This is a genomic window from Streptomyces sp. CC228A, from assembly GCF_021390935.1.
In the GTDB taxonomy this organism is placed as follows: domain Bacteria; phylum Actinomycetota; class Actinomycetes; order Streptomycetales; family Streptomycetaceae; genus Streptomyces.
This window is the reverse complement of record NZ_JAJPUI010000001.1, coordinates 585,038-607,405: the sequence shown is the minus strand read 5'-3', so window position 1 is coordinate 607,405 and position 22,368 is coordinate 585,038. Positions and strand designations below refer to the sequence as shown.

Below are 22,368 nucleotides of genomic sequence, written 5' to 3'. Positions count from 1 at the left end.
CGCACCACCCACCCGGCCTCCGCCTCCCCGCCTCCTTCCGCGGCGGGGAGGCGGCCGCACCTCCAAGGAGCTTCCCGCAGTGAGCAGCAACAACGGTGACGTCCGGCTCTGGGGCGGCCGGTTCGCCGACGGCCCGGCCGACGCGCTGGCGAAACTCTCCGCCTCGGTCCACTTCGACTGGCGGCTCGCGCCGTACGACATCGCCGGCTCGCGCGCCCACGCCCGCGTGCTGCACAAGGCGGGGCTCCTGGCCGAGGACGAGCTCACCCGCATGCTGGCCGGGCTCGACGCCCTGGAGGCCGACGTGGCGTCCGGCGCCTTCACCGGCACGATCGCGGACGAGGACGTGCACACCGCCCTGGAGCGCGGCCTGCTGGAGCGCCTGGGGCCCGACCTCGGCGGCAAGCTGCGCGCCGGCCGGTCCCGCAACGACCAGGTGGCGACGCTCTTCCGTATGTACCTGCGGGACCACGCCCGCATCCTCGGCGGACTGCTCGCTGACCTCCAGGGCGCCCTCGTGGGTCTCGCCGAGGCGCACCCGGATGTCGCCATGCCGGGCCGCACCCACCTCCAGCACGCCCAGCCGGTGCTCTTCGCGCACCACGTGCTCGCCCACGTCCAGTCGCTGTCCCGGGACGCCGAGCGGCTGCGCCAGTGGGACAAGCGCACCGCGGTCTCCCCGTACGGCTCCGGCGCCCTGGCCGGGTCCTCGCTCGGCCTCGACCCGGAGGCGGTCGCCCAGGACCTGGGCTTCGAGAACGGCAGCTCCGGCAACTCCATCGACGGCACGGCGTCCCGCGACTTCGTCGCCGAGTTCGCCTTCATCACCGCGATGATCGGTGTGAACCTGTCGCGGATCGCGGAGGAGGTCATCATCTGGAACACGAAGGAGTTCTCCTTCGTGACGCTCCATGACGCCTTCTCGACCGGCTCGTCGATCATGCCGCAGAAGAAGAACCCGGACATCGCGGAGCTCGCCCGCGGCAAGTCGGGCCGCCTGATCGGCAACCTCACCGGCCTGCTCGCCACTCTGAAGGCGCTGCCGCTCGCGTACAACCGCGACCTCCAGGAGGACAAGGAGCCGGTCTTCGACTCCTGCGACCAGCTGGAGGTCCTGCTGCCCGCCTTCACCGGCATGATGGCGACCCTCACGGTGAACCGCGAGCGCATGGAGGAGCTGGCCCCCGCGGGCTTCTCCCTGGCCACGGACATCGCCGAGTGGCTGGTCAAGCAGGGGGTGCCGTTCCGCGTGGCGCACGAGGTCGCCGGCGAGTGCGTCAAGGAGTGCGAGGCGCAGGGTATCGAGCTGGACCAGCTCACCGACGAGCAGTTCGCCAAGATCTCCGAGCACCTCACGCCCGAGGTGCGCACCGTCCTCAACGTGCCCGGCGCCCTCGCCGCGCGCAGCGGCCGCGGCGGTACGGCGCCTTCCGCCGTCGCCGTGCAGCTCGCCGAGGTCAAGGCCGACCTGGTGATCCAGCGGGCCTGGGCCGACGCCAGGAAGAAGTAGCGCCTCCCGCGCGGACGAAGGCGGTGGTGCCCGTGGTGCAGCAGCACTGCGGGCACCGCCGCCTCCCCGGTTCCGGCACCCGGCCGGTGCCGCCGGCGTCCCGGCGCACCGGCCCTCCTCCGCCGGCGCCCATGGCCTCACGCGCGCACGGGCGGACCGCCCGCGCCACGGTCCGGACGCGGCCGCATGCGCCTCCTGCGCGGGGCGCCCCAGCCGCTACAGCGCCGCCGCCCACGCGTGCAGCGCGTCGAAGTCCTGCCGGGCCAGCCCGATCCGGGGATCGACGCGGAGGAGCAGCGCGGCGGCCAGGTGCCGCTGCCCGACGTACTCCCTGTCGTACACCGTGATGTCGTCGTCCACCCAGGCGAAGGGTCGCCCGGCCGCGTACTCCAGTAGGTACTGCGTCTTCCAGAAGGTCCCGGCGGGCGCCCGGCCGTGCATCGCCGGCCAGTCGACGAAGGGCAGCCCGGGCAGCCCCAACCGCGGGCCTATCCACGTGTTGGCCTCGCCCTTCCATGTGGTCGCCCACACCAGTTCGTACGCCTCGGCCAGCGCGCGCAGCTCCGTGCCGTGGTCCGGGTTCAGCCACACCCGCAGCGGCCGTCCGGTGCTCCACCCCTCGGGCCGCATGCGATGCGTCCCGTATCCCGCGGGGCGGCGCTGCGCCTGCGCCGCGTAGGGGTTCAGCGGTCCGTCGACGTCCAGCAGCAGCAAGGGTTTCTCCGGCATGCGCACCTGCTCCCTTCCGACCCAAACAGTGAGTCGATCACCTTTCAGGTGAGACATTGCTGTCTCAATAGGGGTATGGTTGTCTCATGAGTGTTGACCGTGACCAGGTGCTCCGCACCGCCGCCGCCCTGCTCTCCCGCAAGTCGACCGCCACCATGGACGAGGTCGCACGCGCCGCGGGCATCGGGCGCGCCACCCTGCACCGGCACTTCGCCGGGCGGGACGCGCTGGTCAGGGCGCTGGAGGAGCTCGGCATCCAGGAGTTCGAGGCGGCGCTCGACGCGGCCGCGCTCGACGAGGGCGGCGCGGAGGACGCGCTGCGGCGGCTGGTCGCCGGGGTGGAGCCCGTCGCCGGACTGCTGTCGTTCCTCGTCACCGAGAACCAGCTGTTCGAGGGCGACCAGGTCAACGAAGGCTGGGCCCGGCTCGACGCGCGGGTCTCCGCGCTGTTCCGGCGCGGCCAGGAACGCGGCGAGTTCCGGATCGACCTGACGCCCGCCTGGCTCACCGAGGCGCTCTACGGGCTCGTCGGCACCTGCGCCTGGGCCGTGCAGGACGGCCGGGTCGCCGCCAAGGACTTCCAGTACATGATCGTCGAGCTGCTGCTCGGCGGAGCACGACGCAGGAGTGTGGACCAGTGACCGGCACCCGAACCGTAGAGCACGCCGAGGGCGGCGAGGCGACCGCCCGGCGGCCGGGGCGGTGGCTCGCGCTCGCCGTCCTCGTCTTCGCCGTCCTCCTCGTCGCCGTCGACGCCACCGTCCTCGGCCTCGCGACCCCGTTCCTGAGCGAGGACCTCAAGCCGTCCGGCACCCAGCTGCTGTGGATCGGCGACGTCTACTCCTTCGTGATCGCCGGTCTGCTGGTCTCGATGGGAAGCCTGGGCGACCGCATCGGGCGCAAGAAGCTGCTCCTCGTCGGCGCGACCGCGTTCGGCGCGGTGTCCGTGCTGAACGCGTACGCCACCAGCCCCGAGATGATGATCGTCGCCCGGGCCCTGCTCGGCGTCGCGGGCGCGACCCTCATGCCGTCGACGCTGGCGCTCATCCGCAACCTCTTCCACGACCCGCGCGAGCGCAGCCTCGCCATCGGCATCTGGGCTGCCACGGCGTCGGCGGGCGCGGCCGTCGGCCCGCTCGTCGGCGGCGCCCTGCTGGAGCACTTCTGGTGGGGCTCGGTCTTCCTCATCAACCTGCCGGTGATGGCCGTCCTCGTCGTCGTCGGCCTCCGGCTGATCCCCGAGTCGAAGAACCCCGCGCCCGGCCCCTGGGACCTGCCGAGCGTCGCCGGTTCCCTCGTCGGCATGATCGGCGTCGTGTACGCGGTGAAGGAGACGGCCGCGCACGGACTGCACCTGGACGCCGCGGTGGCCGGGGTCGTCGGCGCCGCGGGGCTGGCCTGGTTCGTGCGCAGGCAGCTCAGGCTCGACGCGCCGCTGCTGGACATGCGGTTGTTCCAGCACCGCGGTTTCTCGGCCGCCGTCCTCGCCGACCTGCTGACGATCCTGGGCCTTGCGGGACTGATCTTCTTCCTGTCCCAGTTCCTCCAGCTCGTCCAGGGCCGCAGCCCCCTGCAGGCCGGCCTCGCGGAGCTGCCCGCCGCGCTCGGCGCGATCGGTGCCGGACTCGTCGCGGGCTTCGTGGCCCGGCGGTTCTCCGTACGGTCCGCCGTGTCCGGCGGTCTCGCCGCGGTCGGCCTCGCGCTGGCCGCCCTGACGGCCCTCGGCCGCGAGACGGGCTACCCGCTGCTGGGTGCCTCCCTGCTCGTCGTCGGCATCGGCGCGGGGCTCGCCTTCACCGTCACCGCCGACGTCATCCTGTCCAGCGTCCCCAAGGAGCAGGCGGGCGCCGCCTCCGCCGTGTCGGAGACCGCGTACGAGCTGGGCGCGGCCCTCGGCATCGCAGTGCTGGGCTCCATCGTGACCGGCGTCTACCGGGACTTTCCCACGCCCCACGGCGTGCCCGAGCCGGTCGCGGCGGCGGCGCACGAGTCGCTGGGCGGCGCGGTGGAGGCGGCGGCGGCCCTACCGGAACGTTCCGCCGGCGCGCTCGTCACCGCGGCCCAGGACGCCTTCGTGTCGGGCCTGCACATCGCGGCCGGCGTCGGGGCGGCCGTCCTCCTGGCCACGGCCGTGGCGGCCTGGTTCCTGCTGCGCGGCCAGCGGCTGGAGGGCGGCGCGGCCGAACACCCGTGACGCCCCCGCGCCCGGGGCGGCCCGGCCGCGTCCGCAGGCGGACGGCAGGCGACCGTTGCCGCACCGTACGCACCCCGGCCGAGATCGACACGCCCCGGCCGGGCCGTACGTCCCCTTCGGCGGGGTCTCCGTGTCCCGGCCGGGCCGTATGCGCCCCTTCGGCGGCGTGCGGTGTCCCGGTCGGGCGGTAGGTGGCTCTTTGGTGGGCGTGCAGTGTCTCGGTCGGGCGGTAGGTGGCCTTTCGGCGGGCGTGCGGTGTCTCGGTCGGGCCGTACGTGGCCCCTCGGCGGTCCCCGCGTCCCTGCCGGGCCGCACGCGCCCCCGGCAGGCCGGCCACGCCCCGGGCGCGGGCGCCGCTCCCAGATCGGACAGCCGCGGCCGGGCCGGACCGTACGCGCGGAGGGCCGCACCCCACGGACGGGGTGCGGCCCTCCTGCCTGCCTTCGCGACCGCGCGGCTACGCGGCCTTCGCCTTGGTGGCGTACATGTCCACGTACTCCTGCCCGGACAGCTGCATGACCTCGGCCATCACCGAGTCCGTCACCGCGCGCAGCACATAGCGGTCGCGGTCCATGCCGTCGTAGCGGGAGAACTCCATCGGCTCGCCGAACCGCACCGTCACCCGGCCCGGCCGCGGCAGCCCCGCGCCGCCCGGCTGCAGCTTGTCCGTGCCGATCAGCGCGAACGGCACCACGGGCGCACCCGTCATCAGCGTGAGCCGAGCGATGCCGGTGCGGCCGCGGTAGAGCCGGCCGTCGGGGGAGCGGGTGCCCTCCGGGTAGATGCCGAAGATACGGCCTTCCTCCAGCACCCGGCGGCCGGTGTGCAGCGCCGCCACCGCGGCGCCGGCGCCGTCCCGGTCCACCGGGATCATGCCGACCCCGGTGAAGAACCACGCCATGAGACGCCCCTTGAGGCCCTTGCCGGTGACGTACTCGTTCTTGCCGATGAAGCACACCTGGCGGTCCACGACGAGGGGGAGGATCATCGAGTCGATGAAGGTGAGGTGGTTGCCCGCCAGGATCACCGGCCCCGACGCGGGGATGTTCTCGGCGCCCTCCACCTGTGGCCGGAACATCAGCCGCATGACCGGGCCGAGCACTGCCTTGATGAGCGCGAAGCGGGACAACGAGTCCTCCGGTGTTCCGGTGTGGTCTTGGGTCTGTGCAGGTGAGGACGATACTCGCGAGTCAGGTCCGCGCGCACGTCGGGTTCACCGAGTCGATACGCAGTGTTGACCTGTGTTTTCCACGCGTTCGTCCAGGGTCTCCCGTACGGAAGGCGTAGCCGCCTAGCATCGGCTGCGCTCAACCGATCGACAGCCGAACAGCGGAACGGGCCGTCCGCCGAACAGGCGAACAGGCGCGCTGCCGCCGACACGCTCACGCAGGGAGCCTTCATGACAACGGGTGCGCGCAGGAGTTGGGGCCGCCGGAACGTCCTCGGAGCAGCAGTGCTGGGGACGGCCGCGCTCTCGGCGGGCGGGGCGGCGGCCGGCACGGCGGCCGCGGCCGCCCGCACCGCCGCCGGATCCGCGGACGCCGCAGGGCACGGAGCCCCCGCCGGGCGGCACCCGGCCCACCGGCGGCTGCCCGCTCCCGCGGTCATCGCCCACCGCGGCGCCAGCGGCTACCGCCCGGAACACACCATGGGCTCCTACCAGCTGGCCCTCGACATGGGTGCCGACGTCATCGAGCAGGACCTCGTGCCCACGAAGGACGGGCACCTGGTGTGCCGCCACGAGAACGACATCACGGGCACGACGGACGTCGCGGACCACCCCGAGTTCGCCTCGCGCCGCACCACCAAGACCGTCGACGGGCAGGCGCTCACCGGCTGGTTCACGGAGGACTTCACGCTCGCCGAGCTGAAGACCCTCCGCGCCAAGGAGCGCATCCCGGGCACGCGGCCGCACAACACCCTCTACGACGGCCGGTGGACCGTGCCGACCTTCGACGAGGTGCTGCGCTGGGCCGAGAAGGAGGGCCGCCGCCGGGGCCGTCCGGTGTGGCTGCACGTCGAGACCAAGCACCCCACCTACTTCCGCAAGCTCGGCCTGGGCCTGGAGGAGCGGCTGGCCCGGCTGCTCCGCCGGTACGGCCGCCACCGCGCCGACTCCCCGACGTTCCTCCAGTCCTTCGAGCCCAGCAGCATGGAGCGCATGGCGCGGCTGGTCGGCACGCCCCGCGTGGTGCTGCTCTGGACGCCCGACGACCGGCCCTGGGACTTCGTCGAGGCAGGCGACCCGCGTACCGTCGCGGACCTCGTCACACCCGAGGGCCTGGACTGGATCGCCTCCTATGCGCAGGGCATCGGCCCGCTCCTGGACCTGGTCGTGCCCCGCGACGCCGAGGGCCGCCTGGGCGAGGCCACCACCCTCGTCCGCGACGCCCACGCCCGCGGGCTGGTCCTCCACCCGTACACCTTGCGCAACGAGAACCGCTTCCTGCCCGCCGACTTCCGGCGCGGGACGGACCCGGACGCATACGGCGACGTCTTCGGCGCGTACCGGGCGTACTTCGCCACCGGCATCGACGGCATCTTCACCGACCAGCCGGACACCGCACTGCTGGCTGCCGCCGACCACCGGGACCGCCGCGGGTAGCACCCACGCCACGCTGCGGGACGGCCCCGCCACGCCCCGGGCCTCCCGCGGCGGGCGGGGGCGGACGTGCTCGTGGCACGCCGCGGGGCGGGCGCCGCACCACCCGGTGCGCGCCTGCCTTCGCCCCGGCGCCGCCCCCGACCGGCGGTGGCGGCCGAATCCGCGGCGGGCGCACGCGGGGCCCCTTTTCCGCGCCGCCCCGACCAGCGGAGGACGTCAGCCGCACGCCCCGCGGCAGCCCCATCGGGGGATTGGGCGCGTACGCGGCAACCGTCCGCGCCCCGCCGCGTGTCGTGTCCGGCATGACCTCCCGCGAACCAGCAGGCCACCGGTCGGCCGCCCCCGAACTCACCGGACTGGTCGGCGCCCTCGCCCCGCTGCTCACCGCCGAGTCCGACGCCGAGGCCCCGGCCGCGGGCGTCGACTCCCACGACCTCCAGCAGGCCGTCTGGCTGCGCCTGCTGGAGTGCCACGCGGGCCCCGGACTGCCGGAGCGCCCCGCCGACTGGCTGCGCCGCGCCGTGCGCGCCGAGGCCCGCCGGGCCCGCCGCACCGCCGTACGGGAGCTGCCCTACGGTCCCGAGGACGAGCCGGCGCCCGACGGCCGCCACCAGCCCGCGCACGACGCCGCCCCGAACGCGCCGCACTCGCCGCCGAGCGGCAGCGGGCCCTGCGCGCCGCGGTACGCCGCTCACCCGTCGGATGCCGGCGACTGCTGGCTGCGATGTTGTCGCCGAACGACCTCACCTACCGCGAAATCGCAGGAAAGTTGGGTATCTCACAGGGGAGTTTGGGACCGATGCGTTCCCGTTGCCTGGGATGCCTGCGCAGAATGCTCGCGGCAGAGGTTGCCGCACCGGACGGTTGGGAAAGGTGCGTTCGACCGACAGGGCGAATCAGGTGAGCCGGAGGCATGCACACATGGGCATGAGCGTGACCATCACAGCGGCGAGCGCGCAGGACGCCGAGCAGATCCTCAAGCTGCAGTACCTCTGCTACCAGAGCGAGGCCGAACTGTACGGCGACTACACCATCGAGCCCCTGACCCAGACGCTCGACGAGCTGAGGGCCGAGCTCCGGCGCGGCCACGCCCTCGTCGCCCGCCTCGGGGACGAGGTCGTCGCCTCCGTGCGCGGCGAGGTCGACGACGCCGGCACGGCCCGGATCGGCAAGCTCATCGTGCACCCGCGGATGCGCCGCCACGGACTCGGCGGCCGCCTGCTCGACGCCATCGAGCAGCACTTCGCCACCGCCCCCGCCGACGGCGCCGTCGCCAAGCGCTTCCGGCTCCTCACCGGCCACCGCAGCGAGGGCAACCTGAACCTGTACCGCAAGAAGGGCTACGAGACCGTGGCCAGGGAGCAGGCCGGCCCGCGGCTCACGCTCGTCACGCTGGAGAAGGCCGCCTAGAGGCCCCGCCCGCGGCAGTGCCCGCGCCGCCCGGCGGTGTGCCGGTCGCCGGCGGCGACCGGTCGGCGAGCGCGGCGCGCGACGGTCAGGCCGCGGCACGCGCCGCGGCGGTGCGGGACCTGCGCAGCCACCACATGCCCGTGACGGGCAGCAGCACCGGGATGAACACGTATCCGTAACCGAACTCCGACCACACCGTCGTGTCGGGGAAGGCATGCGGGTCCAGCAGGGTCCACGTCCCCACCGTCAGCACTCCCGCCAGCTCGGCGGCGCAGCACACCAGAGCCGCCCTGCGGGCCGTCTCGCCGCCCCGTACCAGCGTGTACGTGATGAAGACGTACACCACCGCCGCGACCGCCGAGAGCGTGTACGCCAGCGGGGCGCGGTCGAAGTCGACGGCGATCTGGTACACGGACCGCGACACGGCGCCGACCGACATCACCCCGTACAGCCACACCAGCAGCATGCCCGGGCCCTTCACCAGGGACGTGCCCGCCATCAGCCCTCCCACCAGATGTCGTGGAGGCGCACCTCCAGCACCGCCAGCACCAGCGCCCCGGCGGCGGCCGTCGCCGAGCCCCAGCGGCTGCGCTCCACCAGCGACATGAAGCCCGCCGCCGGCACCGCGAAGAACGCGCCCAGCAGGTACGCCACGAAGATCGCCGTGCCCTCCTCGGGCTCGCCGCCGCCCGCCAGCCTCACCACGCCGACCACCAGCTGGGCCAGCGCCAGCACCGTCACCACGGCCATGCCGAGGAAGTGCCAGTCCTTCGTCGGCTGGTCCCGGTAGGCGGCGAAGCCGCACCACGCGGCCAGCAGGAGCGCGGCCACGGACACCGCGACCGTGAGGGCTGTGAGCATGGACTCGAGACTATTACGCCCCGAGAACCCGCCGGCGCCGACCCCGGCCCCCGCCTCGCCTGGCCCTCGCTTCTGGTGCCCGTCTTACTCGGTCCCCGTCTCACGCGGTCTCCGCCTCATCTGGCCCTCGCTCACTCGGCTTCTGCCTCACGTGGCCCTCGCCGACCCCGGCCTCCGTTTCACCCGGTCCCCGCGTCACCTGGCCTCGCTCACCCGGCCTCCGTCTCACCCGGCCTCAGCCTCACGCGGCCTCATGTCATCCGGGTCCGCACCTGACCCGGGCCGCGCCTCACCTGGCCTGCTTCCTCCTGGACGCCCCGGAGGCGCCGGCAGCGGACGCGCGGGCCCCACCGGACGTCGGCCCGAGCCCTCGGGCCGGACGGATTCCCCGAGTGGTCTTGACCACAGCGGCGGTCCACCCGCGGGCCCGCGGACCGCCCTGCCGAGCCCCCGTCGCCGCAGGCCAGAAGCGGGATGGAGGCGCGGCCCGGTTCGACCCGGCCAGGGTGAACCGTCCGTATCGTGCCCGCGGGGCGTCCGATATGCGGACACCGGTGATCGGTTCGCGGCGGCCTCTGCTTGAATGGCAGCCATGACCACGACGAGCAGCCGCACCCTTGCGACCGAGGCGATGATGACGCCCGGTGCTCGTTGTATGTGTCGAATGTGCGCCTTCTGAGGGCCCCCGACCGAGCCTCGCGCCCCGAAGCGAGACCGACCGCGACACCCGAGCCCGCGTCCGTGCGCCAGACCGCCGGACCGCGCCCGCCCCGCGCACCAGCCTGCCCACGGCAGCCCCGCGCCGCGTGTCGGAAACCGAACCGGATCGACGAATGCCCCGTGCCCGGCGGACACCGCGCCGTGCACTCGACAGTGACGGAAACACCCCTGTGATCACCACCAAGGGCCTGACCAAGGTCTACGAGTCGCGCGGCCGCCAGGTCACCGCTCTGGACGGCGTCGACCTGCACGTCCGCGAAGGCGAGGTGTTCGGCGTCCTCGGCCGGAGCGGCGCCGGCAAGTCCTCCCTCATCCGCTGCGTCAACCTCCTGGAACGCCCGACCTCCGGCACCGTGACGGTCGACGGCACCGACCTCACCGCCCTCGCCGGCCGCGGCCGCCGCGCCGGCCGGGAACTGCGCCGGGCCCGCAGCCGCATCGGCATGGTCTTCCAGCACTTCAACCTGCTGTCCTCGCGCACCGTCCAGGACAACGTGGAACTGCCCCTGGAGATCCTCGGCACGTCCGGCGCCGACCGCGCCCGCCGCGCCCTCGAACTCCTCGACCTCGTCGGCCTCGCCGACAAGGCCAGGGCCTACCCCGGGCAGCTCTCCGGCGGCCAGAAGCAGCGCGTCGGCATCGCCCGCGCCCTCGCGGGCAACCCCAAGGTGCTGCTCTCCGACGAGGCCACCAGCGCCCTCGACCCGGAGACCACCCGCTCCATCCTCCAGCTCCTGCGCGACCTCAACCGGCAGCTCGGCCTCACCGTGCTGCTCATCACGCACGAGATGGACGTCGTCAAGACCGTCTGCGACTCCGCCGCCCTCATGAAGCAGGGCCGCGTCGTCGAGTCCGGCACGGTGGCCGAACTCCTCGCGACCCCGGGCTCCGAACTCGCCCGCGAACTGTTCCCGGTCAGCGGCCGGGCCACCGGGCCCGACCGCACGGTCGTCGACGTGACCTTCCACGGCGCGACGGCCACCCGGCCCGTCATCTCCCAGCTCGCCCGTACGTACAACATCGACATCTCGATCCTCGGCGCCGCCATGGACACCGTCGGCGGCAATCAGATCGGCCGCATGCGCATCGAACTCCCCGGCCGCTACGAGGACAACGTCGTCCCCGTCGGCTTCCTGCGCGAACAGGGCCTCCAGGTCGACCCCGTCGACTCCCCGGGCTCCGGCGCCACCGCGATCGTCACCTCCGCCCTGGCCAAGGAAGGTGCCCAGTGACCTGGTCCGAGATGCAGCCCCTGCTCGTCCAGGGCACCCTCGACACCCTCTACATGGTGCTGTGGGCCACCGTCGTCTCCGTCCTCGGCGGACTGCCGCTCGGCATCCTCCTCGTCCTCACCGACAAGGGCGGACTGCTCAGGAACACCGCCGTCAACAAGACCGTCGGCGTGATCGTGAACATCGGCCGCTCACTGCCGTTCATCATCCTGCTGATTGCGCTGATCCCCTTCACGACCTTCGTCGTCGGCACCTTCATCGGGCCCACCGCGATGATCGTCCCGCTCGCCGTCGGCGCCATCCCGTTCTTCGCGCGCCTCGTCGAGACCGCGATCCGCGAGGTCGACCACGGCCTCGTCGAAGCCGTGCAGTCCATGGGCGGCTCCGTCCCCACCATCGTCCGCAAGGTCCTGCTGCCGCAGGCCCTGCCGTCGCTCGTCTCCGCCGTCACCACCACCGTCATCGTCCTCATCGGCTACTCCGCGATGGCCGGCGCGGTCGGCGGCGAAGGCCTCGGCTCCAAGGCCGTCACCTACGGCTACCAGCGCTTCGACACCACCTTCATGCTGGTCACCGTCGTGATCCTGGTCGCGGTCGTCAGCGCCGTCCAACTCCTCGGCGACGGCGTCGTACGGCTCCTCGCCCGCCGCGGCCGCACCGCGTCATGACCCCGGCCTCCACCCGGCCCCCGGCACCGCCGCACCCTCCGCACTCCCGGCCCCGGGCGCCGCCGCCACCGGCGCGCTCCCGGCCCCGGTGCGCCGCTGAACCCGGCGCACCCGCCGCCCGGTGCGCCGCCGAAGCGGCGCGGCCGGCACCCCGGTGCGCCGCCGAACCCGGCCCACCCCCGAGAACCGGCGCGCCCCCGCACCCCGGGCGGCGCGACCACAGAAGCCCGCACTCCTTGTCCGGGCGGACACCACACCAGAAAGAGGCACTCTTCGTGCGCAGCAACACCAAGACCATCGCCGCCTTCGCCGGCATCACCGTCCTCGCCCTCGGCCTGACCGCCTGCGGCACCGCCTCCGACCCGTCCTCCGCCAAGGACGGCTCCGGCACGCCCGACGCGGCCAAGCCGCTCGTCGTCGCCGCGTCCCCGACGCCGCACGCCGACATCCTCACGTACGTCAAGGACCACCTCGCCCGGAAGGCCGGGCTCACGCTGGAGATCAAGGAGTTCACCGACTACGTCCTGCCGAACACCGCCACGGACCAGGGACAGGTCGACGCCAACTACTTCCAGCACAAGCCGTACCTGGACGACTTCAACCAGAAGAACGGCACCGACATCGTGCCCGTCGCCGACGTCCACCTGGAGCCGCTCGGCCTCTACTCCGGCAAGCTGAAGGCCCTCAAGGACCTGAAGGCCGGCCAGACCGTCGCCGTCCCCAACGACACCACCAACGGGGGCCGCGCCCTCAAGCTCCTCGCCGACAACGGCCTCATCACCCTGAAGGACGGCGTCGGCGCCGGCGCCACCCTCGCCGACATCACCGACAAGAAGGGCCTGGAGTTCAAGGAGCTGGAGGCCGCCACCGTGCCCCGCGCCCTGAACGAGGTCGACGCCGCCGTCATCAACGGCAACTACGCCATCGAGGCCGACCTCAACCCGGCGAAGGACGCCCTCGCCCTGGAGAAGGCCGACGGCAACCCGTACGCCAACTTCCTCGCCGTGAAGAACGGCAACGAGGACGACCCGCGGATCAAGAAGCTCGCCGAACTCCTCACCTCCCCCGAGGTGAAGAAGTACATCGAGGACACCTACGAAGGGTCCGTCATCCCCGCCGCGGCCCAGGCCGGTTGACCCCACCTGAGCGGCCGTCACGTCACGGCGGCCCCGCGGAGGGCCCCGCGCACCACCCGGTGCGCGGGGCCCGCCCCGCCTCACCATGCACGGCGGCCCGCTGATGCTGCATGCTGTCCGTCCACGACCATCACCAGCGGTCGTCGCCCGTCCACGGAACAGTCCTCGGCCACCGGCATGGAGCTGCACATGACCCCCACCTTTCCGGACATCTCCATCAGCACGGAACGGTTGGTGCTGCGCCCCTACGACGCCGACGACATCCCGGCCCACACCGAGATGATGAACGACGAGCTCGTCACCGCCTGGACGTCCGCGCCCCAGCCGTACACCACCGCCCACGCCGAGCAGTGGGTGCGCAGGATCGCTCCTGCGGAGCGCGCCTCCGGGCGCGGCCTCGTCCTCGCCGTCACCGAGTTCCTCACCCAGCGCCTCGTCGGCACCGTCCACCTCCGCCAGGTCGACTGGCGGACCCGCTCCGCCACCGTGGCCTACGTGACCGCGCGCTGGGCCCGCGGCGAGGGATACGCCACCGAGTCCCTGCACGGGCTCGCCCGCTGGCTGTTCGAGGACCAGCGCTTCGAACGCCTGGAGCTGCGCACCGCCGCCGACAACACCGCCTCCCAGCAGGTCGCCCAGAAACTCGGCTGCATCAGCGAGGGCGTGCTGCGCAACGCCGGGATAGCGCGCGTCCAGGCCCCGGACGGCCGCTGGACGGAGACCAGGACCGACCTGATCATCTGGAGCCTGCTCCCCGAGGACCTGGAAGGCTCCGCCGACACCGGCACCGGCCGGCTCAGCCCCTCCTCCCACCTGCCCACCGGAACCGACTGGCGGTGACGGCGGCAGCGCGCCGCAGACCCCCCGGGCCCTCCCGTTCCGGGTACCCTCGCCCCTGCCACGACCTGCCACGACAGCCCCAGGGAGACAGACGACCATGGCCGACCGGGTCACGGTGATCGGATGGGACGGCTCGCCCCTCACCGCGGCCGCGCGGTCCGCCCTCTCGGCCGCCACCCTGGTCGCGGGGGCCGCCCACCACCTCGTCCTCCCGGACGTCCCCGACTCGGCGGAGCGGGTCCGCCTCGGCAGCGTCGACCTCGCCGCCCGCCGCATCGCCGGCCACCGCGGCACGGCCGTGGTCCTCGCCGACGGCGACCCCGGCTTCTTCGGCGTGGTCCGCACCCTGCGCGACCCCCGCCACGGGCTGGAGGTCGAGGTCGTCCCCGCCGTCTCCTCCGTCGCCGCCGCCTTCGCCCGCGCCGGCATGCCGTGGGACGACGCCCGGATCGTCGCCGCCCACACCCGTACGCTCCGCCGCGCCGTGAACGTCTGCCGCGCCCACCCCAAGGTCGCCGTCCTCACCTCGCCCGGCGCCGGACCCGCCGAACTCGCCCTCCTCCTCGACGGGGTGCACCGCACCTTCGTCATCTGCGAGGCGCTCGGCACCGCACGCGAGCAGGTCTCCGTCCTCACCTCCGACAAGGTCGCCGACCACGCCTGGCGCGATCCGAACGTCGTCCTCGTCATCGGCGGACACACCACCGGCGCGGCCGCCGACCGCAGCGGCAGCTGGCTCATGGGCGGCGCCCCGCACGATTCCGTACGCGGCTGGGCCCTGCCGCCGCAGGCGTACGACGCCGACCCCCGGCGCCCGGCGGCGCCGCCGGCACGGGCACCGGCACCGCCGACCCGGCCCCCGCCGCCGGCCGCGCCGGGACGGACGCCGGCGGCGGGACCGAGCTCCGGGCCGCCCAGCTCGCCCGCCTCGGGCCCCGCACCGGCGACCTCGTGTGGGACATCGGCTGCGGCGACGGCGCCTTCGCCGTGGAAGCGGCCCGCTTCGGCGCGGCCGTCATCGCCGTCGACGCCGACCCCGCCGCCTGCGCCCGCACCGACGCCGCAGCCCGCCGCTTCGGCGTCCAGCTCCAGACCGTGCACGGGCGCGCCCCGCACGTCCTGGAGCGGCTGCCCGAACCCGACGTCGTACGGATCGGGGGCGGGGGAGCGGCCGTCACTGCCGCCTGCGCCGACCGGCGGCCCGAGCGCATCGTCGCCCACGCCGCCACCCGCGACCAGGCGGAGGCCGTGGCGACCGCCCTCACCGACGGCGGGTACACCGTCGAATGCGCCCTCCTCCAATCCGTGCACCTCGACCCGGGCGCCTGGTCCGATCGCCACCGCGCGGTCGCCTTCCTCATCGCCGCGCACCGGCCCTGAGCCCCCGCGCCCCGCAAACCCGCCCCGTGACCCCGCCGCTACGGAAGGGCAGGTAGGCTGGCCGACCGTTCCACCGCAGCCGGACATGGGGCGGTTCCCTCCAGCACCCTGGAGGACCCTCATTCAATATCCGGAGAAGGGCCCCTTTTTGGGGCACCATGGGGGACAACGCGACCGGGGGGTGCGCGACGTGGCGCAGTCCACAGCCGATCGTGGCGCGGGCCCGCTGCCACGACGGCCGAACACGGCGAGAATGCTGCACGTCCGCGTGCTGTTCGTGCCGCGCGGCGCGCCCGCTCGTTACGTGTTGACGGGCGGAACTCTGAAGGAGCACAACCGATGGGCGAGGGGTACGCATGACTGACACCGGCCAGGTCCCGGCCGAAGGACTGCCGGAGAACGACGGTCTGGTGGAGCAGCCGGGTATGCCCGCTCCGGGTGCGTACGCCTTCCTCGATCCTGCCGAAGGCACCGCGGACGACGACGACCTGCTGCTGATGCCGGGCGCCCAGGGCGCCTGGACGGAACCGCAGCCGGGCGTGGCCCCGTCCCCGCCCGTGGCCGTCCCGTTGCCGCACACCGCCGACGGCGCTCCCGCCGAGCAGGCCGCCGCTGCCGCCCGGACCCCGGCCCCCGCCGAGGCGGCCGTGCCGCCCCAGGGATACGCGCCGGAGGAGGCCGCAGCCCCGCACGCGGCGCCCGTGCCGCCGCACCACGCGGCGCAGCACGGGGCGCCCTCCGGCGCGTACGACCTGAGCGACGCCCACGAGACCGGCGCCCACGAGGCGGGCGGACGCGACTCGGGCTCCGTCGACCTCGGAGCCGTCCGCATCCCGCCCCCGCCCCGGCCGCCGCGGCCGTACCGCCGCAGCCCCGCCGCCCGCTCCACATGGGCCCGCCCATGCCTGAGCCGACGGCCGGCGTGGTGCGCTCCCTCGCCGACCGGGGGCCGGCCACCATGCCGCACCTCCAGACCCAGCCGCAGGCCGCGCCCCAGACCCAGGCACACGTCCAGGTGCAGACCCAGGCGCAGACCCAGGTCCAGCCCCAGCCGCAGGGCCAGTTCCCTGAGCCGTCCTCCTTGCAGGGCCGGCCGCAGGCCGCCGCCCTGCAGGACCCCGCGTCCGCCCAGCAGGGCCAGGCGGCGAGCGGACCCGAATACCTCGACGCGCCCGCCCAGCCCCAGCCGCAGTTCGCGGACATCCCGCCGCAGGGTGCGGAGCCCTGGTCCCAGGTGCCGTCGCCCCCTGAGTCACACCCGTCCCCGTACCCCCACGCGGTGGCCGCGGCCCCAGCAGAAACGGTCGGCCCGGACGCCACGGGGCAGTTCGTCCCCGTCGACGGCTCCCTCCCGGTGCCTCCGCACCTGGCACCCGCACCGGCCGCCGCGCCCGCGCCGGACGCCGCTCAGCCCCAGGAGCCCCAGGACCAGGCGTCCGTCCCGGTGCAGCCGACGGCGCCCGAGGCCCCGGAAGCCGCCGCGGAGCCCGTGGCCCCCGTCGAGGCGCCGGCGGCCCCGAGGCGGTCGCCGCACCGCCGGAGCAGGCCGCGCCCACCGAGGCGTCGGCGGCCGAACCGGCGGCAGAGCCGACGGCCCCGCAGCCCGGGCCCGCCGGACCCGAGGCCACCGAGCACCAGGCCGCACCGGTGGTTCCCGCCGAGACGGAGGCCGCCGCGACCGAGCCCGCGCCGGCCGCCGAGCCGACCCCGCAGCCGACCGCCGAGCCGCAGGCCGTGGAGCCTGCCGTGGAGCCCACCGCGGCCCAGGAGCCGGCGCCCGCCGTGCCGCCCCCCGCGACGGCGCCGCCCCGGAGGAGGCCTCCGCCCTCGCGGCAGCCGAGCCCGTAGCCGTCCCGCCCGCGCCTGAGGCCCCGGAGACCGGGGCGACGGCCGAGCAGCCCCAGGAGGCAGCCGAGGCGCCGCAGCCGACGCTGCCGGAGCCCGCCGACGCCCCCGCGGAGGCCCCCGCGCCCGCCGAAGCTCCCGCGCCCGCCGAAGCCGCCGCCGCACCCGCTGCTGCCGCGCCCGTCGAAGCCGCCGCGTCCGCCGCTGCCGCGCCCGCCGAAGCTCCCGCGCCCGTCGAAGCCGCCGCTGCCGCGCCCGCCGAAGCCGCTGCACCCCCGCTGCCGCGCCCGCCGAAGCCGCTGCACCCGCCGCTGCCGCGCCCGCCGAGGCCACCCTGCCCGGCCGACCGGCCGCCGAGGAGGCCCAGCCCGCTGCTGCGGCGCCGGCCCCGGAGGAGGCCCAGCAGCCCGCCGCCCCGGCCGTGGACACGGCGGACACCGCGGAGCCCGCCACGGGAGAGTCCGCGGGCGGCGCGCAGCCCTCCGCCGAGCCGGCAGCGGCCGCCGAGGCCGCAGGCGGAGGCCCCGCCGAGCCGGCCCAGGGCGCCCCCACCGCACCCCCCGCACCCGCCTACGCCGACGCGGAGCGGGAGGCCATCCTGCGCGTGATGCGGGAGCGCCGGGACATCCGCAACGGCTTCCGCAGCGACCCCATCCCCCACGAGGTCCTCCTCCGCGTCCTGGAAGCGGCTCACACCGCCCCGTCCGTCGGACACTCGCAGCCGTGGGACTTCGTCGTCATCCGCTCCGCCGAGACCCGGCGCACGATGCACGAGCTGGCGCAGCGGCAGCGCGAGGCGTACGCCAAGTCGCTGCCCAAGGGCCGCGCCAAGCAGTTCAAGGAACTGAAGATCGAGGCCATCCTCGACACGCCCGTCAACATCGTCGTCACCGCCGACCCGACCCGCGGCGGTCGGCACACCCTCGGCCGCCACACGCAGCCGCAGATGGCCCCGTACTCCTCGGCGCTCGCCGTCGAGAACCTCTGGCTCGCCGCCCGCGCCGAGGGCCTGGGCGTCGGCTGGGTGAGCTTCTTCGACGAGCGGGAGATGGTCCGCGCGCTGGGCCTGCCCGACCACCTCGAAGTGGTCGCGTACCTCTGCGTCGGATACGTCGACGAGTTCCCGGACGAGCCGGAGCTGATGCAGGCGGGCTGGTCCAAGCGCCGCCCGCTGTCGTGGGTCGTCCACGAGGAGACGTACGGCCGCCGCGCGCTGCCCGGCGAGGAGCCGCACGACCTCCTCCAGGAGACCGTGGCGAACATCCGCCCCCTGGACGCCAAGGCCCTCGGCGAGGCGTGGGAGCGCCAGAAGCGGATGACCAAGCCGGCGGGCGCACTGGGCATGCTGGAGATCATCTCCGCGCAGCTCGCGGGGCTGTCCCGCACCTGCCCGCCGCCCATCCCGGAGCCCGCCGCCGTGGCCATCTTCGCGGGCGACCACGGGGTCCACGCCCAGGGCGTGACCGCCTGGCCGCAGGAGGTCACGGGCCAGATGGTCGCCAACTTCCTCGGCGGTGGCGCGGTCTGCAACGCCTTCGCCAACCAGGTCGGCGCGGAGGTCTGCGTCGTCGACGTCGGCGTGGCCGTGGACCTCCCGGCGACGCCGGGGCTCCTGCCGCGCAAGGTGCGGCCGGGCACCGCCGACTTCACGACCGGGCCGGCCCTCACCCGCGAAGAGGTGCTCTCCGCGATCGAGGTCGGCATCGAGACGGCCCGCGACCTCGTGGCCGCCGGCAACAAGGCCGTGCTGACCGGTGAGATGGGCATCGCGAACACCACCGCGTCCGCCGCGCTGATCTCCGTCTACACCGGCGCCGACCCGGCGGAGGTGACCGGCCGCGGCACCGGCATCAACGACGAGATGCACGCCCGCAAGGTCGACGTCGTCCGCCGCGCCCTGGACCTCCACCAGCCGGACCCGGCCGACCCGATCGGCGTCCTCGCGGCGGTCGGCGGCCTCGAACACGCGGCGCTGGTCGGCTTCATCCTGGGCGGGGCGTCCCTGCGCACCCCGGTCGTCCTCGACGGCGTCAGCGCCGGCGCGGCCGCCCTGGTGGCCCGCGCCATCGCCCCCGAGTCGCTGGCCGCGTGCATCGCGGGCCACCGCAGCGCCGAGCCCGGCCATGTGGCCGCGCTCAACAAGCTGGGCCTGCGTCCCCTCGTCGACCTGGACCTGCGCCTCGGCGAGGGCACGGGCGCGCTGCTGGCGCTCCCGCTGGTCCAGAGCGCGGCGCGGGCGATGCACGAGGTGGCGACGTTCGACTCGGCGGGCGTCACGGAGAAGTAGCCGAGGCGTACCCCCGCCCCCATCGGGCGGGGGTACGCCCCGCGGGCAAGGCCCCTGCCCGACCGGTGGCGGCGGCGCGGGACCCCGGCTCACGGCCGGAGCGGAGCCTGCCCCGCGCCGGACCGCCGCGCCGGCGGGCCCACCGGCCTCGCGGCGGGCGGCCGCCCCGCGTACGGCGAGCAGCACCCCGCCATGCAGGGCGCGCCCGTCCCCGTCCCGCAGGGCCGATCGTCCCGTCCCGCACCCGGGAACGCCCGCCGAGCCGACCACCCCACCGGCGGCGGGGACCCCACCCCACCCGCAGCCCCCAAGGCCGTCGCAGGGACCACGCCCTCACCGCCACAGCCCCTCACGTGAGGTCAGGACCGCGGTTCAGGAGCCCCGGCGCAGCGCCACGTCCCGAAACGCTCGCCTGCCGCCGAGTCCGCGACCGCAGCGCGGCCGCCGCCCCCTCACCCCGGCCGTCTCGGCCAGGAGCCCCGAGAGCGCGGCCGGTGACGGCGGGCCCGCCGCCTCGGTCACCGCCGCCCCGGGGCGAGCCCGTTACCGCCGTCACCGCCACCCGCCGGGGGCGGGCCTGTCGCCGAGGTCACCGCCGCCCGGACGGGGCGGGCGCGGAAGGGCCCCGTATCGTAGGCGGCAGCGCACGGACACTCGCTGCCCCCCGCCTCACCAGCCACTTCACCGCCGCAGTGGCCCGCCCGACTGCCGAGGAGACCACACCGCAATGGCCGGTACAGCCGAGCAGCCCGCCTACCCCGTCGGACTCCGCCTCTCCGGGCGCCGGGTCGTCGTCATCGGCGGCGGCCAGGTCGCCCAGCGCCGCCTGCCCGCCCTGATCGCGGCGGGCGGCGACATCACCCTCGTCTCGCCGTCGGCCACCGCCTCCGTGGAGGCCATGGCCGAGGCCGGCGAGATCCGCTGGGAGCGCCGCCGCTATGAGGAGGGCGACCTCGCAGGCGCCTGGTACGTCCTCGTCGCCACGCCCGACAAGGAGGCCAACGACCGCGCCTCCGCCGAGGCCGAGGCCGCCAGGATCTGGTGCGTACGCGCCGACGACGCCGAGGCCGCGACGGCCTGGACCCCCGCGACCGGCCGCATCGAAGGCGTCACCGTCGCGGTCGTGACCGGCACCGACCCGCGCCGGTCGGCCGCGGTCCGCGACGCGATCGTGGAGGGCCTGCGGGACGGCACCCTCGTCGCGCCCCAGCACCGTGCCCGTGAGCCGTTCGTCGCGCTCGTCGGCGGCGGCCCGGGGGACCCCGACCTCATCACCGTCCGCGGCCGGCGCCTGCTCGCCGAGGCGGACGTCGTGATCGCGGACCGCCTCGGCCCGCGGGACCTGCTGGACGAGCTCCCGCCGCACGTGCAGGTCATCGACGCGGCGAAGATCCCGTACGGCCGCTTCATGGCCCAGGAGGCCATCAACAACGCCCTGATCGAGCACGCCAAGCAGGGCAGGTCGGTGGTCCGCCTCAAGGGCGGCGACCCGTTCGTCTTCGGCCGCGGCATGGAGGAGGCGCAGGCGCTCGCCGAGGCCGGCATCCCCTGCACGGTCGTCCCCGGCATCTCCAGCTCCATCTCCGTGCCCGGCGCCGCCGGCATCCCCGTCACGCACCGCGGGGTGGCGCACGAGTTCACCGTGGTCAGCGGGCACGTCGCCCCGGACGACCCGCGCTCCCTCGTCGACTGGGCGTCCCTGGCGAAGCTGCGGGGCACGCTCGTGATCCTCATGGGCGTCGACAAGATCGGGAAGATCGCGGAGGCGCTCGTCGCCCACGGCAAGGACCCGGACACCCCGCTCGCCCTGGTGCAGGAGGGCACCACCGCCGCCCAGCGGCGGGTGGACGCCACGCTGGCGACGGTGGCGGAGGCGGTCAGGGCGCAGGACGTCCGCCCGCCGGCCGTCATCGTGATCGGCGACGTCGTCGGCGAGGGCCCGCACAAGCACGCCGGCACCGAGTAGGAAGCGTCCGCATGGCAGAAGTGATCACCGTCGAGGACCCCGCGGACCCGCGCCTCCACGACTACACCGGTCTGACCGACGTCGAACTGCGCCGCAGGCGGGAGCCCGCGGAGGGGCTGTTCATCGCCGAGGGGGAGAAGGTGATCCGCCGCGCCCTCCAGGCCGGGTACGGCATGCGCTCGATGCTCCTGTCGGCCAAGTGGGTGGACGCCCTGAGCGATGTCATCGACGCCGCCGACACGCCGGTGTACGTGGTGACGCCCGCGCTCGCCGAGCAGGTCACCGGCTACCACGTGCACCGCGGCGCCCTCGCCTCGATGCGGCGCGAGCCGCTGCCGGAGGCCGGCGAGCTGCTCCGTACGGCACGCCGGGTCGCCGTGATGGAGTCGGTCAACGACCACACCAACATCGGTGCGATCTTCCGCAGTGCCGCCGCGCTCGGCATGGACGCCGTGCTGCTGTCGCCGGACTGCGCAGACCCGCTGTACCGGCGCTCGGTGAAGGTGTCCATGGGTGCGGTGTTCTCCGTCCCGTACGCCCGTCTCGACGACTGGCCCCGGGATCTGGACGCGGTGCGGGAGGCGGGCTTCCGGCTCCTCGCGCTGACCCCGGACGCCAGGGCGACCACCATGGACGAGGCGGCCCCGCACCGGCTCGACCGGGTGGCGCTGATGCTCGGCGCGGAGGGCTCCGGTCTCACCGCGCGGGCCCTGCGGGCGGCGGACACCTGGGTCCGGATCCCGATGGCCCACGGGGTGGACTCGCTCAACGTCGGTGCGGCCGCTGCCGTGGCCTTCTACGCGGTCACGGCGGGCCGCCCGCAGGCCTGACCCCTTCCCCGCTCCTCACCGGCACCGCGCAGGCGCGCCCGGCGCGCGGTGAGGGACGGAACGCGCCGCGGCCACCCGCGCCGACGGACAGGCCGGCCCCGGCGCCGGTGTGAAGGACCCACCCACCGTCCCGCCCCGCCGGGGTGCGGCCCCTT

15 protein-coding genes and 2 pseudogenes are annotated in these 22,368 nt (G+C 74.8%); 13 read left to right on the top strand and 4 right to left on the bottom strand.

Going from position 1 to position 22,368, the window contains the following annotated elements; translation table 11 throughout:
• Positions 1-79 precede the first annotated feature (79 nt).
• Positions 80-1,510: an argininosuccinate lyase gene (gene argH, locus L6E17_RS02720; protein WP_236239157.1), complete on the top strand. Its 1,431-nt coding sequence runs from the start codon at positions 80-82 to the stop codon at positions 1,508-1,510.
• Positions 1,511-1,726: 216 nt separating this feature from the next.
• Here argH and L6E17_RS02715 read toward each other — a convergent pair whose 3' ends face one another.
• Complete coding sequence (locus L6E17_RS02715; protein ID WP_236239156.1) at positions 1,727-2,239, bottom strand: HAD domain-containing protein; 513 nt, start codon at positions 2,237-2,239, stop codon at positions 1,727-1,729.
• A gap of 86 nt (positions 2,240-2,325) precedes the next feature.
• Between L6E17_RS02715 and L6E17_RS02710 the strand changes: the two genes are divergently transcribed.
• Both L6E17_RS02710 and L6E17_RS02705 read left to right on the top strand, forming a co-directional pair.
• A complete protein-coding gene (locus L6E17_RS02710; RefSeq protein WP_236239155.1) occupies positions 2,326-2,880 on the top strand; it encodes a TetR/AcrR family transcriptional regulator in 555 nt (184 codons plus the stop codon).
• Entirely contained in the window at positions 2,877-4,433 is a 1,557-nt protein-coding gene (locus L6E17_RS02705) for an MFS transporter (RefSeq protein WP_236239154.1), read from the top strand. The genes L6E17_RS02710 and L6E17_RS02705 overlap by 4 nt, the downstream gene beginning before the upstream one ends.
• A 457-nt stretch (positions 4,434-4,890) precedes the next feature.
• Here the strand turns inward: L6E17_RS02705 and L6E17_RS02700 are convergent, their stop codons facing one another.
• Entirely contained in the window at positions 4,891-5,562 is a 672-nt protein-coding gene (locus L6E17_RS02700) for a 1-acyl-sn-glycerol-3-phosphate acyltransferase (RefSeq protein ID WP_236239153.1), read from the bottom strand.
• Positions 5,563-5,832: 270 nt separating this feature from the next.
• Here L6E17_RS02700 and L6E17_RS02695 point away from each other — a divergent pair, with 270 nt between their 5' ends.
• Together L6E17_RS02695 and L6E17_RS02685 are read left to right on the top strand one after the other, a co-directional pair.
• Positions 5,833-7,038, top strand: coding sequence for a glycerophosphodiester phosphodiesterase (locus L6E17_RS02695; protein ID WP_236239152.1), 1,206 nt, complete (start codon positions 5,833-5,835; stop codon positions 7,036-7,038).
• A 921-nt stretch (positions 7,039-7,959) separates the two neighbouring features.
• The gene (locus tag L6E17_RS02685) at positions 7,960-8,448 is read left to right on the top strand and encodes a GNAT family N-acetyltransferase (protein ID WP_236239151.1); all 489 of its coding nucleotides are present in this window, start codon (positions 7,960-7,962) and stop codon (positions 8,446-8,448) included.
• An 85-nt stretch (positions 8,449-8,533) separates the two neighbouring features.
• Here the strand turns inward: L6E17_RS02685 and L6E17_RS02680 are convergent, their stop codons facing one another.
• Both L6E17_RS02680 and L6E17_RS02675 read right to left on the bottom strand, forming a co-directional pair.
• Positions 8,534-8,947, bottom strand: a complete 414-nt coding sequence (locus tag L6E17_RS02680) for a hypothetical protein (RefSeq protein ID WP_236239150.1) — start codon at positions 8,945-8,947, stop codon at positions 8,534-8,536.
• Positions 8,947-9,309: a hypothetical protein gene (locus tag L6E17_RS02675; protein ID WP_236239149.1), complete on the bottom strand. Its 363-nt coding sequence runs from the start codon at positions 9,307-9,309 to the stop codon at positions 8,947-8,949. Before L6E17_RS02675 ends, L6E17_RS02680 begins: the two co-directional genes overlap by 1 nt.
• 890 nt (positions 9,310-10,199) lie before the next feature.
• Here L6E17_RS02675 and L6E17_RS02670 point away from each other — a divergent pair.
• The 8 genes and pseudogenes from L6E17_RS02670 to L6E17_RS02635 all read left to right on the top strand — a co-directional run bounded on the left by L6E17_RS02670 (position 10,200) and on the right by L6E17_RS02635 (position 22,213).
• A complete protein-coding gene (locus L6E17_RS02670) occupies positions 10,200-11,261 on the top strand; it encodes a methionine ABC transporter ATP-binding protein (protein ID WP_236239148.1) in 1,062 nt (353 codons plus the stop codon).
• Positions 11,258-11,929, top strand: a complete 672-nt coding sequence (locus L6E17_RS02665) for a methionine ABC transporter permease (protein WP_236239147.1) — start codon at positions 11,258-11,260, stop codon at positions 11,927-11,929. The genes L6E17_RS02670 and L6E17_RS02665 overlap by 4 nt, the downstream gene beginning before the upstream one ends.
• Positions 11,930-12,204: 275 nt before the next feature.
• The gene (locus tag L6E17_RS02660) at positions 12,205-13,065 is read left to right on the top strand and encodes a MetQ/NlpA family ABC transporter substrate-binding protein (RefSeq protein ID WP_236239146.1); all 861 of its coding nucleotides are present in this window, start codon (positions 12,205-12,207) and stop codon (positions 13,063-13,065) included.
• A 189-nt stretch (positions 13,066-13,254) separates the two neighbouring features.
• On the top strand, positions 13,255-13,905 hold the full coding sequence (locus L6E17_RS02655) for a GNAT family N-acetyltransferase (protein ID WP_236239145.1): 651 nt from the start codon (positions 13,255-13,257) through the stop codon (positions 13,903-13,905).
• A 97-nt stretch (positions 13,906-14,002) separates the two neighbouring features.
• Positions 14,003-15,285: pseudogene (gene cbiE, locus L6E17_RS02650) on the top strand (precorrin-6y C5,15-methyltransferase (decarboxylating) subunit CbiE).
• A 356-nt stretch (positions 15,286-15,641) separates the two neighbouring features.
• Positions 15,642-19,417 (top strand): annotated as a pseudogene (gene cobT / locus L6E17_RS31335) (nicotinate-nucleotide--dimethylbenzimidazole phosphoribosyltransferase).
• 727 nt (positions 19,418-20,144) lie between these two features.
• Positions 20,145-21,383, top strand: a complete 1,239-nt coding sequence (gene cobA, locus L6E17_RS02640; protein ID WP_236239143.1) for a uroporphyrinogen-III C-methyltransferase — start codon at positions 20,145-20,147, stop codon at positions 21,381-21,383.
• Positions 21,384-21,394: 11 nt separating this feature from the next.
• Positions 21,395-22,213: an RNA methyltransferase gene (locus L6E17_RS02635; RefSeq protein WP_236239142.1), complete on the top strand. Its 819-nt coding sequence runs from the start codon at positions 21,395-21,397 to the stop codon at positions 22,211-22,213.
• Positions 22,214-22,368: the final 155 nt, after the last annotated feature.

Excerpts from the sequence above, each read along its gene's own strand:
- L6E17_RS02715 (WP_236239156.1), bottom strand. The coding sequence starts at position 2,239 with ATGCCGGAGAAACCCTTGCTGCTGCTGGACGTCGACGGACCGCTGAAC.
- L6E17_RS02710 (WP_236239155.1), top strand. The coding sequence starts at position 2,326 with ATGAGTGTTGACCGTGACCAGGTGCTCCGCACCGCCGCCGCCCTGCTC.
- L6E17_RS02695 (WP_236239152.1), top strand. The coding sequence starts at position 5,833 with ATGACAACGGGTGCGCGCAGGAGTTGGGGCCGCCGGAACGTCCTCGGA.
- L6E17_RS02685 (WP_236239151.1), top strand. The coding sequence starts at position 7,960 with ATGGGCATGAGCGTGACCATCACAGCGGCGAGCGCGCAGGACGCCGAG.
- L6E17_RS02680 (WP_236239150.1), bottom strand. The coding sequence starts at position 8,947 with ATGGCGGGCACGTCCCTGGTGAAGGGCCCGGGCATGCTGCTGGTGTGG.
- L6E17_RS02675 (WP_236239149.1), bottom strand. The coding sequence starts at position 9,309 with ATGCTCACAGCCCTCACGGTCGCGGTGTCCGTGGCCGCGCTCCTGCTG.
- L6E17_RS02655 (WP_236239145.1), top strand. The coding sequence starts at position 13,255 with ATGACCCCCACCTTTCCGGACATCTCCATCAGCACGGAACGGTTGGTG.
- cobA (WP_236239143.1), top strand. The coding sequence starts at position 20,145 with ATGGCCGGTACAGCCGAGCAGCCCGCCTACCCCGTCGGACTCCGCCTC.
- L6E17_RS02635 (WP_236239142.1), top strand. The coding sequence starts at position 21,395 with ATGGCAGAAGTGATCACCGTCGAGGACCCCGCGGACCCGCGCCTCCAC.